Origin of the sequence: Bdellovibrio sp. HCB117 (assembly GCF_047305915.1) — a bacterium.
Taxonomy (GTDB): Bacteria; Bdellovibrionota; Bdellovibrionia; order Bdellovibrionales; family Bdellovibrionaceae; genus Bdellovibrio; species Bdellovibrio bacteriovorus_B.
Map to the genome: position 1 here is coordinate 1577640 of NZ_CP178622.1, position 17532 is coordinate 1595171.

At 44.9% G+C, this 17532-nt stretch carries 17 protein-coding genes; 9 read left to right on the forward strand and 8 right to left on the reverse strand.

Annotated elements, in window-relative coordinates; all coding sequences use genetic code 11:
- Positions 1 to 144 precede the first annotated feature (144 nt).
- The 4 genes from ACLWBD_RS07535 to nrfH all read right to left on the reverse strand — a co-directional run bounded on the left by ACLWBD_RS07535 (position 145) and on the right by nrfH (position 8226).
- On the reverse strand, positions 145 to 4938 hold the full coding sequence (locus tag ACLWBD_RS07535; protein ID WP_413570400.1) for a hypothetical protein: 4794 nt from the start codon (positions 4936 to 4938) through the stop codon (positions 145 to 147).
- Between the two features lie 73 nt (positions 4939 to 5011).
- The gene (locus tag ACLWBD_RS07540; RefSeq protein WP_413570401.1) at positions 5012 to 6343 is read right to left on the reverse strand and encodes a cytochrome c biogenesis protein ResB; all 1332 of its coding nucleotides are present in this window, start codon (positions 6341 to 6343) and stop codon (positions 5012 to 5014) included.
- Positions 6344 to 6381: 38 nt separating this feature from the next.
- Positions 6382 to 7770: an ammonia-forming cytochrome c nitrite reductase subunit c552 gene (locus ACLWBD_RS07545; protein ID WP_063209678.1), complete on the reverse strand. Its 1389-nt coding sequence runs from the start codon at positions 7768 to 7770 to the stop codon at positions 6382 to 6384.
- A 9-nt stretch (positions 7771 to 7779) separates the two neighbouring features.
- Positions 7780 to 8226 (reverse strand): cytochrome c nitrite reductase small subunit, encoded by a 447-nt coding sequence (gene nrfH / locus ACLWBD_RS07550; RefSeq protein ID WP_253696981.1) that lies wholly within the window; start codon positions 8224 to 8226, stop codon positions 7780 to 7782.
- Positions 8227 to 8452: 226 nt separating this feature from the next.
- Here nrfH and cysK point away from each other — a divergent pair, with 226 nt between their 5' ends.
- A complete protein-coding gene (gene cysK, locus ACLWBD_RS07555; RefSeq protein ID WP_413570404.1) occupies positions 8453 to 9442 on the forward strand; it encodes a cysteine synthase A in 990 nt (329 codons plus the stop codon).
- A gap of 3 nt (positions 9443 to 9445) precedes the next feature.
- Positions 9446 to 10237 (forward strand): endonuclease/exonuclease/phosphatase family protein, encoded by a 792-nt coding sequence (locus ACLWBD_RS07560; protein WP_413570406.1) that lies wholly within the window; start codon positions 9446 to 9448, stop codon positions 10235 to 10237.
- A 1-nt stretch (position 10238) separates the two neighbouring features.
- On the opposite strand, the gene ACLWBD_RS07565 is transcribed toward ACLWBD_RS07560, so the two are convergent.
- From ACLWBD_RS07565 to ACLWBD_RS07575, 3 genes are read right to left on the reverse strand one after another with little or no spacing between them, the layout of a single operon-like run.
- Positions 10239 to 10730, reverse strand: a complete 492-nt coding sequence (locus ACLWBD_RS07565; RefSeq protein WP_413570407.1) for a hypothetical protein — start codon at positions 10728 to 10730, stop codon at positions 10239 to 10241.
- 31 nt (positions 10731 to 10761) lie between these two features.
- On the reverse strand, positions 10762 to 11295 hold the full coding sequence (locus tag ACLWBD_RS07570; RefSeq protein WP_413570409.1) for a hypothetical protein: 534 nt from the start codon (positions 11293 to 11295) through the stop codon (positions 10762 to 10764).
- Positions 11296 to 11304: 9 nt separating this feature from the next.
- A complete protein-coding gene (locus ACLWBD_RS07575; protein ID WP_253696982.1) occupies positions 11305 to 11838 on the reverse strand; it encodes an RNA polymerase sigma factor in 534 nt (177 codons plus the stop codon).
- Positions 11839 to 11908: 70 nt separating this feature from the next.
- Between ACLWBD_RS07575 and ACLWBD_RS07580 the strand changes: the two genes are divergently transcribed.
- From ACLWBD_RS07580 to ACLWBD_RS07600, 5 genes are all read left to right on the forward strand, one after another.
- Positions 11909 to 12538 carry a hypothetical protein gene (locus ACLWBD_RS07580; protein ID WP_413570411.1) on the forward strand — a complete coding sequence of 210 codons (630 nt, stop codon included), beginning with the start codon at positions 11909 to 11911 and terminating at the stop codon, positions 12536 to 12538.
- A 48-nt stretch (positions 12539 to 12586) separates the two neighbouring features.
- Complete coding sequence (locus ACLWBD_RS07585) at positions 12587 to 12856, forward strand: heavy-metal-associated domain-containing protein (RefSeq protein WP_063209692.1); 270 nt, start codon at positions 12587 to 12589, stop codon at positions 12854 to 12856.
- Positions 12834 to 13211, forward strand: coding sequence for a hypothetical protein (locus ACLWBD_RS07590; RefSeq protein ID WP_063209693.1), 378 nt, complete (start codon positions 12834 to 12836; stop codon positions 13209 to 13211). Before ACLWBD_RS07585 ends, ACLWBD_RS07590 begins: the two co-directional genes overlap by 23 nt.
- Before the next feature lie 113 nt (positions 13212 to 13324).
- Positions 13325 to 15391, forward strand: coding sequence for a sodium-translocating pyrophosphatase (locus ACLWBD_RS07595; protein ID WP_413570413.1), 2067 nt, complete (start codon positions 13325 to 13327; stop codon positions 15389 to 15391).
- A gap of 175 nt (positions 15392 to 15566) precedes the next feature.
- Positions 15567 to 16088, forward strand: a complete 522-nt coding sequence (locus tag ACLWBD_RS07600) for a hypothetical protein (protein WP_413570415.1) — start codon at positions 15567 to 15569, stop codon at positions 16086 to 16088.
- Positions 16089 to 16093: 5 nt separating this feature from the next.
- Here ACLWBD_RS07600 and ACLWBD_RS07605 read toward each other — a convergent pair whose 3' ends face one another.
- Complete coding sequence (locus tag ACLWBD_RS07605; RefSeq protein WP_413570416.1) at positions 16094 to 16420, reverse strand: TMEM165/GDT1 family protein; 327 nt, start codon at positions 16418 to 16420, stop codon at positions 16094 to 16096.
- 32 nt (positions 16421 to 16452) lie between these two features.
- Here ACLWBD_RS07605 and ACLWBD_RS07610 point away from each other — a divergent pair, with 32 nt between their 5' ends.
- Together ACLWBD_RS07610 and ACLWBD_RS07615 are read left to right on the forward strand one after the other, a co-directional pair.
- Positions 16453 to 17046 (forward strand): exopolysaccharide biosynthesis protein, encoded by a 594-nt coding sequence (locus tag ACLWBD_RS07610; protein WP_253696984.1) that lies wholly within the window; start codon positions 16453 to 16455, stop codon positions 17044 to 17046.
- A gap of 106 nt (positions 17047 to 17152) precedes the next feature.
- Entirely contained in the window at positions 17153 to 17530 is a 378-nt protein-coding gene (locus tag ACLWBD_RS07615) for a cysteine rich repeat-containing protein (RefSeq protein ID WP_413570418.1), read from the forward strand.
- Positions 17531 to 17532 lie beyond the last annotated feature (2 nt).

Sequence of the window (17532 nt, forward strand, 5' to 3'; positions counted from 1 at the left end):
GTTCGCCTCCACATCTTTATTATGCCAGAGATAGTGGGCAGGGTCACAGTGTGCGCATAAAACGTTTCATTTTAATGGTCGTGTTCAGATGTTTGACAAAAAAAGAAGAATTTGAATGAACTTTTTGTATGAAAGCAACAGGCGTTAGGGAGTGTAATTTTCAGGATCCAAAAATTCTGATATGCCATAAATTCCGTTTTGTCTGATCGGGAATACCAGTCTGTCTGGTTCTGTACCAGCGCCATTCTTAAAAATAATTTTGTTTCCAGCACATGTGCTGCCATGAGGTAGAGTGAGTTCTACTTCCGTATATGGTGAAGAGAAGTTTTTTCGATAAAGTTTTGGCGAATCATTTTCAGGAACTGAGCAAAAGTAAAGATAAGGTGATTTATAAAAGATAGATTGAGCTTTCACAGAGAGCGAAAACATTTTCGTGATATTGCCTGCGCCGACGCGAATTACGTCTTTTTGACTGTTGGTCAAAAAGAGCCAATAGTTATTACCAGCTATGTTGGTCTGATGGATTGGACTTGCGGGGCCTGCGCCGAAAGAGAAATAATAGTGCTCAGGAATACACGAGCTTGACGAACCATTGTTGCATCCGCCTGATGATACATAGTTGCCATTTCCCAATGTGAATCGCGAATATCCGTTAGTTAGATCAAATTCACGCCAAACTCGTCTGTAGTGTTCGGTGCCCCCCCAAGAATCGAGACCGACCAGAAGTGAGTTGTTGTAAAAGGCAAGAGGTGCAAGAGGGTATGTTGGAATATCTAGATCCCAATAAAAATATCCTGAAGTTGTTTCGTAAGGAATCGTTCCACCCAATGTGAACACATTTTGCCATACGTTGCTCGCGCGATTGAGTCGACAAATACTATAAGATCCTCCACAGTACCAGTAAACATCTCCATTTGCGGGGTTGGTAACAAATCGGCCAGGGGTAGACCACCCCATGCCGATAGGGTTTACGTTGGCTGCTACGCCCAACGGTGTAGTTGAGTCAGAAGAGTCAGAGCCATTTCCGGCTATGGTCGATATGCCCGGGGTGCCTTTAAAGTTCACTTCCCTGAATCGCCCACCTTGAGTGTCGAGTAAGATGACTTTGTCATTTGTACCGTGATCTATGGAGGCCACGTCATTTAAGCGGGCCTCCATTGAGGGGCCCCCATCGCCGCTACTTAAATTGTATCCGTACAGAGTATAAACCCTACTGTCGCTTCCAACGATGCGGATTTGTCCGTCATCCTTGAAATAGACCTGTCCTGTTTGTGAAACAAAAACGTCATTGGGAATAATTGCACAGGACGTTGCTGGGGTGCCATCGGGGCAGTTGCTGCGCAGGCCAGAGCCTACGACGACATTCCAGCCTGCGCTACCATCATACTTAACTACCTGAAAGTTCCATGGATTTCGATTATTCAAAGAGTAGATTTGTCCGTTCATGCCTTGGATCATGTAAGCATAGGAGCAAGTTGAAAATGTCATTGGCGGATGCCCGCCGCCTAAAGATTGAAGCGTAGTCGGAGCAACTCTTGCGAAGTTAAAATTGTTGCAACCGTATATAGGATGATTCAATGTAACCAACGCCTGGGATATTATGTAAGAAAAAGGATCATAAACAAAACTTAGTGATCCGAAAGGCCATGCTCCAATATCCGTGCTGGCGTCAGAATAGTCGCCAGCTCCGCCAAGGCGAAGGGTGTCGACATAGGGTTCAACGGCGCTCCCACGATACACTCTTACTCTGGAACCATTGGCTCGTGTAGACATCAAATTATCGGTCTGAAAATATATATCCCCATTCGGCAGAGCTAAAAAATTTAAATAGGGCGATCCCAAACCGAACATCTTAGTTGTGGGATGAAGTTTGATTTTTACATCGTGAGGATCAGCAACATAGTCACTTGTATTTTCGCCGACACGCCCATCATTAAAAGCTCCAATGATGGATTCGATCGTCATTGGCGAGATACGAGTGTCAATGCGACGAATGCGATCAGGTTCAAACACTAAAACTCGGTCTTCAAAGTCTAAAGCTATTTTCAGGATGCCTTGTGATGTAGCGGATTCCAAGGCGCCACCATCGCCTGAGCTTGTCTCCGTTAACTTGAGCCCAATTTTTTGGACGCCGGTATTAGGGTCAACCAGCAATAAACCTCGCGCAACATCCCTAAAAAATAGCAAACCATTTCTAGTCACAACGAAAGAACCGCTGTCAGGAGTGAGTCCTCGGAAAGCGGCCTTCTTTGCAGAGCCGTTGGTGCCTGGATCGGTATTTCCCGCGATCGGGCGGAAGTTGGGATTGCTGATGTAAACGGTGTTCTTCGTGGTGGTTTGTCCAATTCCGTCAGTGACACGAACTTGGATCATGTAAGTAGTATTAACGGGAACTGGAGAACTCCAGCTATATGTACAGTCATCCACAGCACCGGCAGCGCTGCAAGAAAGAACACTGCCGTTTTCCGCGTGATCTTCAATCAAAGTAAAATCGGTGCCATTGATTGTGTACCAAAGACTGACCGCAGCGCTTCCATGATAAACTTTTTGTTTCCACTTTAAGTACAGCAGCGTTCCCGGAGTCGTAACTAAGTCCCATGGATCTGGTTGAACAGTGGCAGAAGAATTTTTAGCAACAATCAGATCGGTCAACGTGGGATCGGGAATAGGAGAATACGTCACCGCGATTCGGTCTGTGCCATTATTTACTGGGCCTACGTTATTTGAAATATTTCCGGCTTGATCACGAATCCACAAATGGACTGTATAAATACCTTGTCGCCAATCAACCAAGTGATCGTAATCAGTCAGTGTGACGTTAAGATCGACGGGTACGCCCACTCCTGGGGCGTCAATCGCAATCCAGCAAGTGTCACTTAAAGCAGGGGCGGTCGAACTATTCTTTAAGCAGAATTGCGTTACCGGAGTTTGGTTGTCCGTTGCTGAAAAGCTGACTTTAACAAAGGGATTGTAAGTTGTAACCGGTCCCTCAGAACCTGCAATTAAAAATGAATGAGCTGTAATTTCAGGCGGAGTGATATCATATAATAAAATAGAAGATTGACTGCCATATCCTGTCTGCCCCGTCGCATCCGTCAATCTCACTCTAAAAATTGTCGTTCCTGGAGTCGACGGCAGATATTGTTTGAATTTATAAATCTTGCTATTCACAGCTCCAGTAATTCCAACCGGAGTTGTTGAAAGACCTGTCCAAGAGGATCCAGAATTCTGACTGTACTCTAAGGTAAAGTTTGCGCCGGCGGGAACATTTCCTTCTGTTAAAGTCCACTTAAATTCATAATAACTGTTCGTTCCTAAAAATCCCGGAATCGCCGTTAAAGAGATCGATGGAGGAAGAGTGTCGTAGTCTACAAGGACACTTGCAAACGAAGGCTGAATGTTTCCTGTTGCATCACGCACGAACACGCGAATATTTCTTGTCCCTTGAGTCCCCGCAGTACTTAAATCAAAAGAGATTCCACCCGCAGCAGTTGTGCAAGACACCCAAGCGGATTCTGATCCTGTAGGAATTGCCGAGTCTTCCTTCGCTAAGAGTTGAGCTACATCGGCGCAACTAGAAACTGTCATCGTCACAAAGTTTGCCGACGTCGGACTTGCTGAAGCTCGTGTAATACTGGGAAGGGCAGGCGGTGTCGTATCTTTGATAAGGTTTAAAGTTTGGGTTGTGACGTTGCCAGCGGCATCTGTCGCTGTGATAGTAAGACTCTTTGTGCCATCAGGGCCTGCTAATGATGGTGTCACCGAAACGACTCCACCTGTGCATGACTGCGTAATGGTGGAAGTGATATCGCCACTTGCCGAGATGGCAGCCGCGTCTTCGCAAGTTAGATCAAGGGTGAAAGAGCCTTTGAATGCGGAGTTCGCCGCAGGAGAAGCAATAGCGAGAGCCGGAGGTGTAACATCGTATATATAATCCTGCTTGTTCGCCGTAAAACATTCTGAGTTACCAAGATCATCTGTCACTTTTACGGTCAGCGCATAAGTGTCTTCGATAGTTAATGGCGTCCCTAGATTAAGATCAAATACTCCTGACGAATCAGTTGTATCGCTAGCAAGAGCAAATCCAGAACAACTGCTGGAATTAAAGAGTTCAACAGTGGAGTTTTCTTCTGTTGTACCACCAAGTGTTGGAGAGTCATTGTTTGAAGGACTTGCTGGAACCACAGCGTGAATCGCAGTAGCTGAAATCAAAGTATCCAACGTATAGGAAAGACCGGGCGAACATCTGGTGTTCCCAAGGACATCTGTTGCAAGAATAGAATAAGTAAGATTTCCGTCTACCAAAATCGAGTTTTGAATGGAAAGCGGTATAACGAAGTTACCCAATGAATCGGCCTTTAAATATTCTAAAGGCGTACCGCTACAAGATCCACCGGTATATAAAGCTAAATTCGTGTCCTTTTCGGCGACTCCTGCAAATTGGGGGCGACGTTCCGTGAATCGAGCTGCAGGCAAGACATGAAGTCCTGAGAACGCCTGAACGGATCTTTTAATAATGATCTCTGTAAGCTTTGACCAGGTAGTACCCGCAGGATTTTCTACGTACATACAGATAACATGGCGGCCTTCAGGCAGTGTGCTTAGATCAATGCTAAAATCAATCCCACGAGCATCACCACGACCGATAACATCGCTGTCTTGAGGTTCGAGCTGACAAGTAGGATCTGCTGCCGAAGTATAAATTTTAACTTTGGAGTTCGGTTTGGTGACACCGATAATTTTAATCGCTGTGTCTTTCGTGAGAAGAGAGGAATCGCCGACAGGAACTTTCTTTTCAACCCCGCCATCAATGATCGTCAGCTCAGCTGGAATCAAAGACATATTATTGAACATGCTCGTATCAATACACGACGCGAGCCCTAGTGATAGGGCGCAGAAGAAACTTGTACCAAAAACGAACCGAATAAGCTTTTCCACGAATAACTTATCGGAGTTTCTGGAGATTTTTTAAGAGTATACGGGGAGCAAATTGTTTCGGAGTATCAAAATACTACGATGGTTGAGCATTCTTTCGCTTACGGAAGTAAAACAGAAGGACGATTCCTAGACACATTATTGCAGAGCCAAAATACTTCCAGACGCGGCCCGGATCATGGTTCACTGAGAGAACAGAAGCCTTCACAATCCCACTCGGCCCTTCCTCAAAACTCGCCTGATAAATATAGAACTTCTTGTACTTCAAAGGCTCATTCATCGAAATAAGCGCCTTATTTCCACCATCATAGTTAACGGCACTTTGATAAGCCATCGCGCGCATGGTGCCCGGATAGTCGGTTTTCTTAAATTCGTCGAGTGAGATTTCAAAACCTAAAGGCAATCGACGATTTTGATAGGAAACCAAATAAACGCGATTTTCAGTGAAGACTTTGACGTAATCATTTAAGAACAAATAACTTTCTTGTCCGTTGTAGCGGACGCGAAGTGAAGGGGAGCTTCCAGGGACAGGATGATCCAATCGAGTCACATCATATTTTTGCACAGCTTTAGGTAAATAGCGAAGGATGCGAAGTTGCAATCCCATCCATCCGGTTTCAACCAGATCCCCTTCTTTAGCAGTACCTTGTTTAAAAGGTTTTGTTTCATCTTTTCCATAAAGTGCATAGTTCAAAGAACCTTTTTCAGTGATATTGAAGCGAATTTCGTTAATGGCGGGGTTGCGATCCCAGAGTCCTCCCAGCGTAATTAAGACGGGACCCACTTGAGCTTCTACTTTTTCGAAAACATTTCTTTGAACTAGCCAGTCCACTTGACTGACGTTGGGATTTGCCAACTGAAATCGAACCGCCGCACCACTTTGAGGTTGAGACGAGGCTTCCACCTGAAGTTTAGGAACAGAATAGGGAATGGATTCTAGAATCTCAAAATTAAGATCGCGGCTCTTAATTAAAACCGGCTTATCCGTCGTGACAGGATTTTTTAAGAAGTTCACTTCCTCGGTATAGATCTTTTCATAGTCTGAACCGTCAGGGGAGCGATAGACCACGAGGTCTGTGTCCTGCACAGTCACTTCTTTTACGGGGCCGTCTGTCTTTGAAAGACGAACGGTGCCATCAACTCCAAAAAGCTGGGTCAGTAAAGAGCCATAAATCAAGATGATGATTCCGACGTGAGCAAAGATAAAAGAGGCGTGACGGGGCTTCCACGGCCAACGGTCGATAATCACGGCGATAAGGCTTATCGCCAAAGCGCCCATAGCAATATACATCCAGACGGAAGCATAAACTAAGTTCTTCGCCGTCCACGCATCGTACTTCGACTCAACGACAGTGCCGATCGCAATCAACACGGCGATGGAGGCAATGATTAAAACTGCAAGCTCCATCGACGCTAATTTTTTTATAACTTTACGATACCAAGGCATTACTTCGCGGTTTTCAATTCTCTTCTAAGTTCGGCGACAAGCTTCTGACCCTCGCGTACTTTTTCAATTGAAAGACCCAAGACGCGAGCGGATTCCTGCGGAGCATGGAAGCCCGAAGAGTTTTCGGCCTCCACGAAGTCAAACAAGAACTGAGCTTGCTTTTGTAAATCTCGAGCGTCAGCCAATTTCTTATTCGGAGTCTTAGTTAAATCAATATCTTTAAATTCTTTAAGATCCTTGATGTAGTCGACCAATGCATCAAACGCGATATTACGAAGCTCCATATGACGATCTTGAATAGTTTCAGCACGCGCCTTCAACTCGCCCTCAGGAACATTATGGCAAGTCTGGCAGGCTTTATTAATATTCAAAAGAGGACTTTGCACATGATGGTTTGTGATCTTCATCGCACCCACGCGCTCATAAGGCATGTGGCAATCTACGCAAGCAACACCAGCGCGAGCATGAGTGCCTTGATTGAACATTTCAAATTCAGGATGTTGTGCTTTTAAAACAGAAGCGCCAGTTTCCGCATGCACCCAATCTTTGTGGCCGTCTTTTTTATAGTACTCCAAAATCTGATCGGCTTTAAGGCCGTCCGCCCAAGGATAAGTCAGGCGTTTATCTGCCCCTTTAAAATAGTACTCAACGTGACACTGGCCGCACACGAAAGTGCGCATTTCCTGACGAGTGGCCATTTTATTCACGTCGTATTCTTTGATACCTTGAGTAGCTTTGAACGCCCGAATACCTTCGATGAAGGCGGGACGAGTCACACGCAGTGACATTGTTGAAGGGTCATGACAGTCGATGCAAGAGACGGGGTGATTGACAGAATGAACGATCTCTTTATAAGGAATCTTATTCATCTCTTCAAAACCCTTCGTGATATCGCCATCACCTAATTTTTTATAAAGCACATAAGTCGAAGCATGACAGTTCAAGCACGTGCCTGGTTGCTTCGTAACATTCTGTCTTTCCGTAAAAATTTGATCCGAAAGCATGTAAGCGTGTCCGCGTTCTTCGCGGAAGTCTTTTGAGAATGCATAGCCCGCCCACATGATTTTTAATCGCGGATCTTCATCCAGCTTTTGTTGGGATACGGTATCGCGCGGATCTAGTTCTGTAGGCACGTGAGGAAATGCCTCAGAACCACCGTACTTAGTTCTTCGCATATCGGCCGTGCGAAGGTAGGAATCATATTGATGAGGAAAGTTCTTTCCCCAAATCGCTGGATCATCCATGTCATCTGTAATTTCAACAACGCGATAGAAGACATTTTTCGCTTCCGTTTTGCGCTCAAAGATATTCACTAAAAGAGCCGTCAGTAAGACAGTGGCAATCGCAGCTCCTCCGACAGCTAGAAAAATCCCTTTTGATTTTGTCATAATGAACTCCTATTTCACGTGTCCAACGTTGCGGTGACAATGCAGGCAATTGGTCTCTTCATTGATATTTTTTCCACCATGATTCATCGCTTGAACCATGGGCTGATGACAGCTTAAGCATGAGCTTTTAACGACTTTCAGGCTGTGCTCACGAATACGAATGGGATCGGGGAAGTTTTGCAAAGTAAAGGCCGCCGAATGGTTGAAGCCGTTCAAAGCTTTCACCGCGTATTTGCCGACGATGTTGTGCGGAAGGTGGCAGTCATTGCATTTTGCGACGTGGTGATGTGTGCCCTTAATCCATGAGTCCATATTTTCATTCATAATATGGCAATTTACGCAGGCCTTGGGATCATCCGACATATAAGAATAACCCTTGGCGTAAATGAACGAGTAGCATCCCAGTCCTAGGACGACTCCAAAAAGAATCAAAAATACGACGTTCAGTTTACTCATGGGGTTCAATGCTCCTATAAACAAATTCACATCATTCTTAATAGGTTTTCAATATGAAAATGTCCTAGGACGGTCTGCAATATGACAGATGTTTGTTAGGAGTTGATTCTCAAATCTAAACACTGAGTTTATTTTCCTCGACCGACAGAAGTAAATCTTTAACATCCTCTACCTTGGGAGTATTCTTAACTAAGGCCCTTTAGAACATCCTTAGGCAGAGGCTTTCATGAAAATATACTCAGACATCACAAAGACCATCGGACAAACTCCACTGATTGAAATGCAAAGAATCGGGAAGGGGCTTCCGGGGCGACTTCTTCTTAAACTTGAATTCTTCAATCCACTGGGGTCTGTGAAAGATCGTATTGGTCTTGCGATGATCGAAGATGCTGAACGCACAGGAAAACTTAAGCCGGGGATGGAGATCTTAGAGCCCACTTCCGGTAACACCGGGATCGCCCTGGCCTTTGTCGCCGCAGCGAAAGGGTATTCCATCACGCTGGTGATGCCTGAAACAATGTCGCAAGAAAGACGAACGCTTTTGCTGTTGCTTGGTGCAAAAATCGTATTAACTCCAGGCCCTCTCGGTATGAAAGGGGCCATTGCAAAATCGATGGAACTTGCAGAAAAAAATCCCAATGCCTGGACACCTCGACAGTTTGATAATCCGGCAAATCCAGAAATTCATAAGCAAACAACGGCTAATGAAATTTGGAACGACACGGATGGAGGAGTCGACATTGTCGTGAGTGGTGTCGGAACTTCCGGAACCATTACTGGCGTTGGGCAAGTATTAAAATCAAAAAAGCCTTCAGTAAAAATGATTGCCGTAGAGCCTGTTGAAAGCCCTGTGCTTTCCGGAGGTAAGCCGGGTCCTCATAAAATCCAAGGGCTCGGCGCCGGATTTGTTCCCAGCGTGATGGATCGATCGATCATGGATGGCGTGGAACAAGTGTCGTCTGAAGAATCCATGAAAGTTGCAAGAGAAGTAATAAAAAAGGAAGGTATTCCGGTTGGAATTTCTTCAGGAGCAGCTATTGCTGCGGGACTTCGCTTGGCGCAAAAGGAAGAAAATCGCGGAAAGAACATCGTCGTGATTGTTCCTAGCTACACAGAAAGATATCTATCGACAATGCTTGCTGAACAAGAAAGACAAGAAGCGCAGTCGCTTCAAGTCACGACGGTGGATGAAAGCTATTTAAGTCGGGTGAAATAGAGAATGGTTCCATACATCATACCTACGAAAGAAAAAGTCCTTCTGAAAATCGGAGAAGCGCAAAACCTGCCAGCTCCGACTTCAGAGTTCGATATTTTCGTATGGAATGTGTATAAGGGACAAAAAGCCCATATCTTTGAAAAAGACTTTCGTAAACTAGGGGAGGGAAAAGACTTTATCCTTCTTCAAGAAGCCTTGGTCGATGATAAAATGCCGAAGATCTGGCAACAGGATTTTGCTACTTACGAGTGGCATCTTGCTCAAAGTTTTCACTACAAAAAAGACTTAAGAAGCACGGGTGTTGCTATCGGAGCAAAACTTCCACCCGCATCCGTTGATTTTATCCGAGCAAAAACCAGAGAGCTTTTCTGGCTTACACCAAAACTCACTCTATTTAACGAGTATGATTTCGGCGGCACGAAAGCTCTTTTCGTCTGCACGCACGTTCTTAACTTCGTTACCCTGAAAGCCTTCACAGCTTCCCTGTACGAAATCGCTGCGAAGATGAGTGAATTTAAAGGTCCTATCGTGCTTGCCGGTGACTTCAACACATGGAATGTAAAACGCTATCTGATCATGAAAAGTATTTTCAGAGATTTAAATTTAGAACACTTGGATCTGGAAAACGACGGACGTCTTTTAAAACTCGATCATGTGTTCGTCAGAGGCTTTGATGTTATCAAGGCGCAAGTGCATCACACAGTTATTAGTTCAGATCATTTTCCATTAGAGATTCGTTTGAAGATCGGCGATCCCAATAAGCCCACTGACCCGAATCTTATATTACAGCCTTAGACTATTGTTGTTTTGCCCAGGTATAAACTGAATCAGGCGAAAGCCCCAAAGTGCCTTCAAGGTGCCAATAGTTCTTTGGCCACACTTGCTTATTAAACTTCATAGGGTGAGTGGGGATATTTAAAAGCTTCCCGATAAGCTCCGTACAGTAAAGAGCATCGTCCGACCAAGAATACCAAAAATCAAAAGGAAGACCCATGAAGGGCTTTACTTGTGAAAGGCGAATGTCTTGCGGGATCTCGATGACTTCTGCGATCACTCCACGGTGTTCAAGGTCTTCCCAAGAAACAATGGCAACGCCTTCGCCAGGATAAGCATTCAACCATTTGTCGCCAATATCATCAAATTGGATAGCCGTGTGCGCGAATCTGCCGCCGGGTTCGTACTGCACCAAACGACCGTGACGATCGTAAAGTTCTAAAAATGCGATACGAGTTTTTGCAAACGAAGAAGAAACGGCTAGGAAAAGAAGAATGAATAGAGCAAAACGCATGCAGGGGTTTTCACTCAAAAACCCCTTAAAATCAAGCCTTATAAGACTTGCGCGCAAGCCATACTAGGGGAGATTTTACAAGGGTCACCATTTCTCCGCCTAAAGCCGCTCCAAAGAACCACAAAACACCGGATTCCCAGTTGACTTCATGACTCACGATGGAAAGTCCCCCCAGTGTCACCAGTGAAAGGGCTGCGATATTCATAGCACGTGAACGCATCACACGAATCCATTCATCGTGGTTTAAAATCAAACGCGCAAATAAAATGGAAATGGAAAGATACAAAGCTCCACAGAAGAAAAGACAGAAGGTCGGACTGATTTTCATAAAGTAATGCATCAGGCCGCCGCCATCAAAGAACAGCTGCACACCAAATTGAGAACAGCTCATCAAAGTCACAAATGTTCCTAACACATGAGCCAGGCCCATTTTAGAAACGACTTTCCAAGTTGGAGAGCGCTCGGCTTCAAGTTGCGCATGGATCTTTTGCAAAACAAAAGAAGAGCCGCTGGTTTCAGCAGTATCATTAGTAAAAGACTCGAAATCTTTTTTAATGTCTTTCATTATGACCTCCTAACTCTTCTTTCCTAATCCACGTAACAATTTTAAACTGCGACTGACAATCTGTCGGATATTGCTTTCAGACATTTTTAAGACTTCAGCAATTTCCTCATACTCTAGTTCGTCGAGGTACCTCAGTTTCATAACCTCTTGTTCACGAGGCTTCAGCTCTGCCAACAGCGTGGCCGCTTCCTCTTTCTCTTCTAGCATAGGAACCGAGCCATCCGTTTGTGACAAAGAATCGTTCCATTCAGAAAAATCCTTAATTTCTCGATTTCTGTAATCTTTAAGCTCGCTACGGGTAATGACGTAGATCCAGGCTAGGGCCTTATAGCGAGAGTCATAAAGATGCTTTTTACGATGAACCTGTAAGAAAACGATTTGCAGAAGGTCTTCCGCGCGCTCTTGAGGAAGGCCTCTTTTTAAGGCGTAAGAAAGCACGCGGCCAGAATGTCTTAAATAGAGAATATCTAAAGCTTTCGTTTCGCCTTCAGCGAGCTTTAGTAAGAGTTCTTCATCTGTACATTCTTGCAAATTTATTTTCATAGGCCTGTCACAAGTGGTTCGTCTCCATCCTAATGAAGGTTGAAAGCGCATACAAGAAGGAAGTTTTAAGATGAGTAAAATGTGGATATGGCTTCTAGGGCCTTTATTTCTGATCACTGCGACGGCGAAAGCACATCCAGTTTCATTCGCGGGTGCCTTTTCTCTTATGTCCTACAATAAGGAAAATGAGAACGAGATGCTTCTGACGTACTCGATGACCAGTCGTTTGGCAGCGGGCCTTACCTATCTTAAGACGGAAGATGCTGAATACACGGTGCCGCGATTGAATTTTCTCGCAAAGCGCTGGAACAACGACGACTCGCAAGGAAATATCTATTTAAGTGCGGGTTACGGCATGGATCGATCTTATGATGAAGTTAAAGGTGTCACTTTAGCATCTGCCGATGTGGACTGGGAAGATCGCAGATACTATACGTCTTTCCAATACACAAAGTACTTCCGCGAAGACTCTGATATTCAACGCACCGATTTTGAACAAATTAAGTTGCGCGGTGGTGTAGCTCCGTATTTGGCAGAGTTTAACGAGTTGAACACATGGCTGATTGTGCAATTTGAAAAGAAAAATGACAGCTCGATCGAGACCACTCAGTTCGTGCGCTTATTTTACAGAAATATTCTGATTGAAGTGGGTGCAACCATCGGTGGTGGCGGAGCTTTCAATTTTATGAGCCACTTCTAAAGTTTAGAAGTTAGTAAATGATAATTTTTTAAAAGTGTTGGAGAATTTATGAAAAAATTAATTTTAGCTTTTTTATTCACAAGCTCTTTTGCATTCGCCGGCGAAGTTGAAACTGTGGGTGTAAAGGGAATGGTTTGTTCTTTCTGTGCTCAAGGCATTACAAAAAAATTCAAAGAGCAACCTGAAGTCGCAGATGTGCAGGTGAGCCTAGAAAATAAATTCGTAAAGCTGACTTACAAAGACGGACAAAAGCTTTCTCATGATAAAATTTCGACTCTTTTAAAAGAGGCGGGTTATGAAGTCTCTTTCAGCAAATAAGTTTTTTACTTTCCTGACGCTTTTTGGATCAGCAGGAACGCTGATTTGTTGCGCGCTTCCGGCTCTTTTAGTGAGCTTAGGCTTGGGAGCCGTGCTTGCGGGCTTAGCCTCTGAAGTTCCCGGGCTTATTTGGGTTTCAGAAAATAAACTCGAAGTCTTTATTTTCGCTGGAGCCATGCTCGCATTGAATGGTTTCTGGATTTGGAAGAACCGCAACGCTCCGTGTCCGTTAGATCCGAAGCTTCGAGATGCCTGTATTTCAGGCAGAAAATTCTCGATCCGCGTCTATATTCTTTCTCTGGTAGTTTTTCTTACCGGATTCTTCTTCGCTTTCATCGCTCCAAATGTCTTATAATGCACCGCACTTCTTATAGAAGTACGGTGTACTCTCCATTGACTAATTGCAATGAACTCAGGTACCTCTAAGTCTTCGTAATTTAAACGAGAAATCAAACACGGAGTGCAACAATGTTTAGTGAATCTTTACTGATTTCTCCGGCTATTGCTGGGGTTGTTGGTTTGTTCGTTGCTTTGGCTCTATACCTTCGCGTGAAGGCACAGCCTGCAGGCAATGAAACTATGAATCGCATCGCGACTTACGTTCGTGAAGGCTCAATGGCTTTCTTGGTTCGTGAGTACAAAGTTCTTTTCGTCTACGCGATCGTCGTGGGCGCAGCTCTTGCTTTTGCATTGGGCGGAATCGCAGCAGGATCTTTTGTTCTTGGTGCTTTCTTGTCTTTGCTTGCAGGCTTCTTCGGTATGAAAGCTGCGACTTATGCAAACGTTCGTACTTCTCAAGCAGCAGCAGGTGGCTCTAAAGCCGCGGCTCTTCTAGTGGCACTTGATGGTGGCGCGGTGATGGGTCTTTCTGTTGCGGGTCTTGGTCTTATCGGTCTTGGTGTTCTTTACTGGATTTTCCAAGGACAAGAGACATTGGGAACAATTCTTCACTCTTTCGCGGTGGGCGCTTCTTCAATCGCTCTTTTCGCTCGTATCGGTGGTGGTATCTATACTAAAGCCGCTGACGTGGGTGCGGATATCGCAGGTAAAGTGATCGAGAACATTCCTGAAGATGATCCTCGCAACCCAGGTGTTATCGCTGATAACGTGGGTGACAACGTAGGTGACGTTGCTGGTATGGGCGCGGATATCTATGAGTCGATGGTTGCGGCTATCGTTTCTGCAATGGCGATTGCTTTGACAATCCCTGCAGACGCTTTGACGACGTTGATGCCTACGGCAGAAGCTGAAACTGTACGTATCACAGGCGTGGCTTTGCCTCTTCTTCTTTCAACTTTGGGTCTTGTGATTTCAATCATCGTGATCTTTGCAGCGCGCGCGTTCAAAAACGGCAAACCTGCTACTGTTCTTCGTAACGCCTTGATTGTTCCACCAATCCTTTTGACAATTGCTTCTTACATCTTGATGCCAATGTTCGGTATCAGCCAATCTGTGACTGTAGCTTTGGCTGCGGGTGCATTCGGTGGTGCTTTGATCGGTCTTATCACTGAGTACTACACAGCGGCTCGTCCAATCCGTCTAGTTGCTGAAGCCGCTTTGACGGGTGCGGGTACTGGTGTGATCCGTGGTCTTGCAGTAGGTATGGAATCTACAGCGATCCCAATGTTGATCGTTGTTATCGCCGCTTACGTTGCAGACCAAGCTTTGGGTCTTTATGGTATCGCTCTTTCTGCAGTAGGTATGTTGGCAGGTACAGCAGTTGTTATGACTGTGGATGCTTACGGTCCTATCGCGGATAACGCCGGTGGTATCTCTGAAATGTCAGGTCTTGGTAAAAACGTTCGCGACATCACTGACGAACTAGATGCCGTTGGTAACACAACAGCAGCTATCGGTAAGGGTTTTGCGATCGGTTCTGCGATCTTGACAGTTCTTGCTCTATTCTCTGCATTCAACATGGAAGTAAACCATGTGCGTGAAAAAGCAGGTCTTGCCAAGATGTCTTTGGATCTAACTTCTTCTGGAGTTTTGATCGGTATCTTGCTTGGTTCGATCCTTCCATTCCTAGTTGGTTCTACAACTATGACTGCGGTAGGTAAGGCTGCGCAAAAAATCGTAAAAGAAATTGCTCGTCAATTTAAAGAAATCCCAGGTCTTCGTGAAGGTAAAGCAGAACCACAACCAGCTAAGATCGTAGACATCGCGACTCAAGCCGCTTTGTTTGAAATGATCTTGCCAGGCATGATCGCAGTTCTTGCGCCAGTTCTTGTTGGTTTCATCTTGGGCCCTCAAGCTCTTGCAGGTCTTCTTGCAGGTGGTTTGGCTGTAGGTGCAACAATGTCTCTTTACATGGCAAACGCCGGCGGAGCATGGGACAACGCTAAGAAATTCATCGAAAAAGGTGGATTGCCAGGTCATCCAAAAGGTTCCGATGCTCACAAAGCAGCGGTTGTTGGTGACACTGTTGGTGACCCGTTCAAAGACACTTCTGGTCCTGGTATCGCTATCTTGATCAAAGTTATGTCTGTCGTTTCATTGTTGATCGCTCAATTGATCGCAACAATCGGCGGCTAGGCCGGTAGGCCGCAGAGTGAAGGGCGCCTTGCGCGCCCGAAACTGAAGCAGCTTCCAAAACCAAAAACCCCAAGTCACCTAGACCTGGGGTTTTTTATTTTCAATACTCCTCGACGAACCTCTAATTTCGCTCACCAAAGAATGACAAGAAATCCTCATAAAATTATAAAAAGGTATGAGCTTTCTTCGTCCGGCACTTCTCTTAATTCCGCTTGCTCTATTTTTATCTTCTTGTGGAGAATTGACGTCGTCTATTTCTTCTATCGATTCTTGGATCCCAGAAAGTTTTTACTATAAAACTCTTGGCAACTGCGAGCAGGGTGTGAGCTTTCCCGTTTTGATTGGGGCGGGAACGCAGCTATGGACAGATCCTTCGCAAGTTCGCGTAGCGCAGACGGAACTATATCTGCAAAAGAATAAAACCTATACAGCAAGGTATCGCGAATTTGATTTTCATACGCAGCTTTTCGAAAAGAAAATCGAATCCACTTACGCCTTAGATCACAGGAATAAAGAAATTCATTTCCATGGACTTGGAGTCGCGAAAATCTCATACACCGAACGCGGCAGACCGTTCATGCATTTGGTCTATTCGCAGAATTACAATTCGACTTTTTTAATGGGAAATAACGGGGACTTTTATCTCTATCGAGGATTCAAGGGTCTCAACGAATCCTCAGCAGACTATTGCCAATAGAAAAGCTATCCCTTAGCTGTCAGAACCCAGATACCGACAAGAATAAACAATGTTCCTGAAACGTATTTCATGATTTGGGGGCTTAACAATGTCCCCAGGAATTTTCCAAAGATCACACCTAAGATACCAGCCAGGCCCAAAGCAAGTACAACGGCAATGATAACCGTCATTGTGGATTTAGTCTGTGAAGAGGCAGCTAATGCCGCGAATTGCGTTTTGTCACCCATTTCGGCCAAAAAAATAGTGATAAAAGTGCTCGCAAAAATCTTCCAATCCATACCAAGTCCTTTAAGATAAACGAAGCCGCAAAGTGCGGCTAAAACTGAAAGCATATTGATAAAATTGGACGGGTGGGAAAGCAAGTTTGAAAAGCCGTTTTATTACTGCCATGGATCTTTTGCAGGCAGAAGCAGCTAAGGGTGACTTGACGTTGCGTCGAATCTTCCAGCTATTGGGGGAAGAAGGCCATGCGATGCTCATGCTTTTTTTGAGCCTTCCCTTTCTTCAGCCCATTCCCATCCCGGGTCTATCCACGCCGCTGGGCTTTCTGATCGCAGTGGTCGCCATTTTTCTTTATCGCAATAAGCCGCCCTGGTTGCCAGAGCGTTTTGAAAATCTGAAGGTCTCGGCCGATGTTCTTTTAAAAGTTTCTGAAGTCGCGGAAAAGATCTGGGGTTATGCGGTTAAGATCGTAAAGCAGCGTCTGGTCTTCTTGCACGACCATTGGTTTTTCAGATTACTCAATCTTCTGGTATTTGTGACGAACTCTTTGCTTCTGTCACTCCCGCTGCCAATTCCATTTTCAAACACCGTCCCGGTCGTCGGTATCATTCTGTGCGCTATTGGCCACATGGAAAAAGACGGTGTTTTTATCCTTTTAAGCTACTTGTGGTGTCTTATAGTTGCATCCTTCTTCGCAACTTTAACCATGGGAGCCGTTCACTTCACGATCAACTAACGAAGGTCTAGCTAGAATTCATCGTCATAACAAAGGACCATAGGACCTCAATCCCTTTGTGCGCGCGGAAAAGCTGCTGCTACAATCTGATTCTAAAGGAGTCACCATGATCAAGTATGTTGTAGCGGGAATGATGGTTCTAGGATTTGCCTCTTTTGCTCAAGCGAACGAAGGTGGCGCATGTGCAAAAGATCGAGAAACGCTTTGTGCCGGTGTTGAGGCCGGTGGCGGAAAGATCGCCAAGTGCATGAAAGAAAATCAGGATAAGCTTTCTAGTGAATGCAAAGCCCATATGGAAAAAGCCAAAGAGGCGATGAAAGATATGAAAGAAGCTTGTCACGATGATGTTGAAAAATTTTGCGGTGATGTGAAGCCTGGTAAAGGTCGCATCATGAAGTGCATGAAAGAGCATAAAGAAGAACTTTCTGCTGCCTGCAAAGAAGAAATCGCATCAGCAAAAGAAATGCGTAAAAAACGTAAATAAGG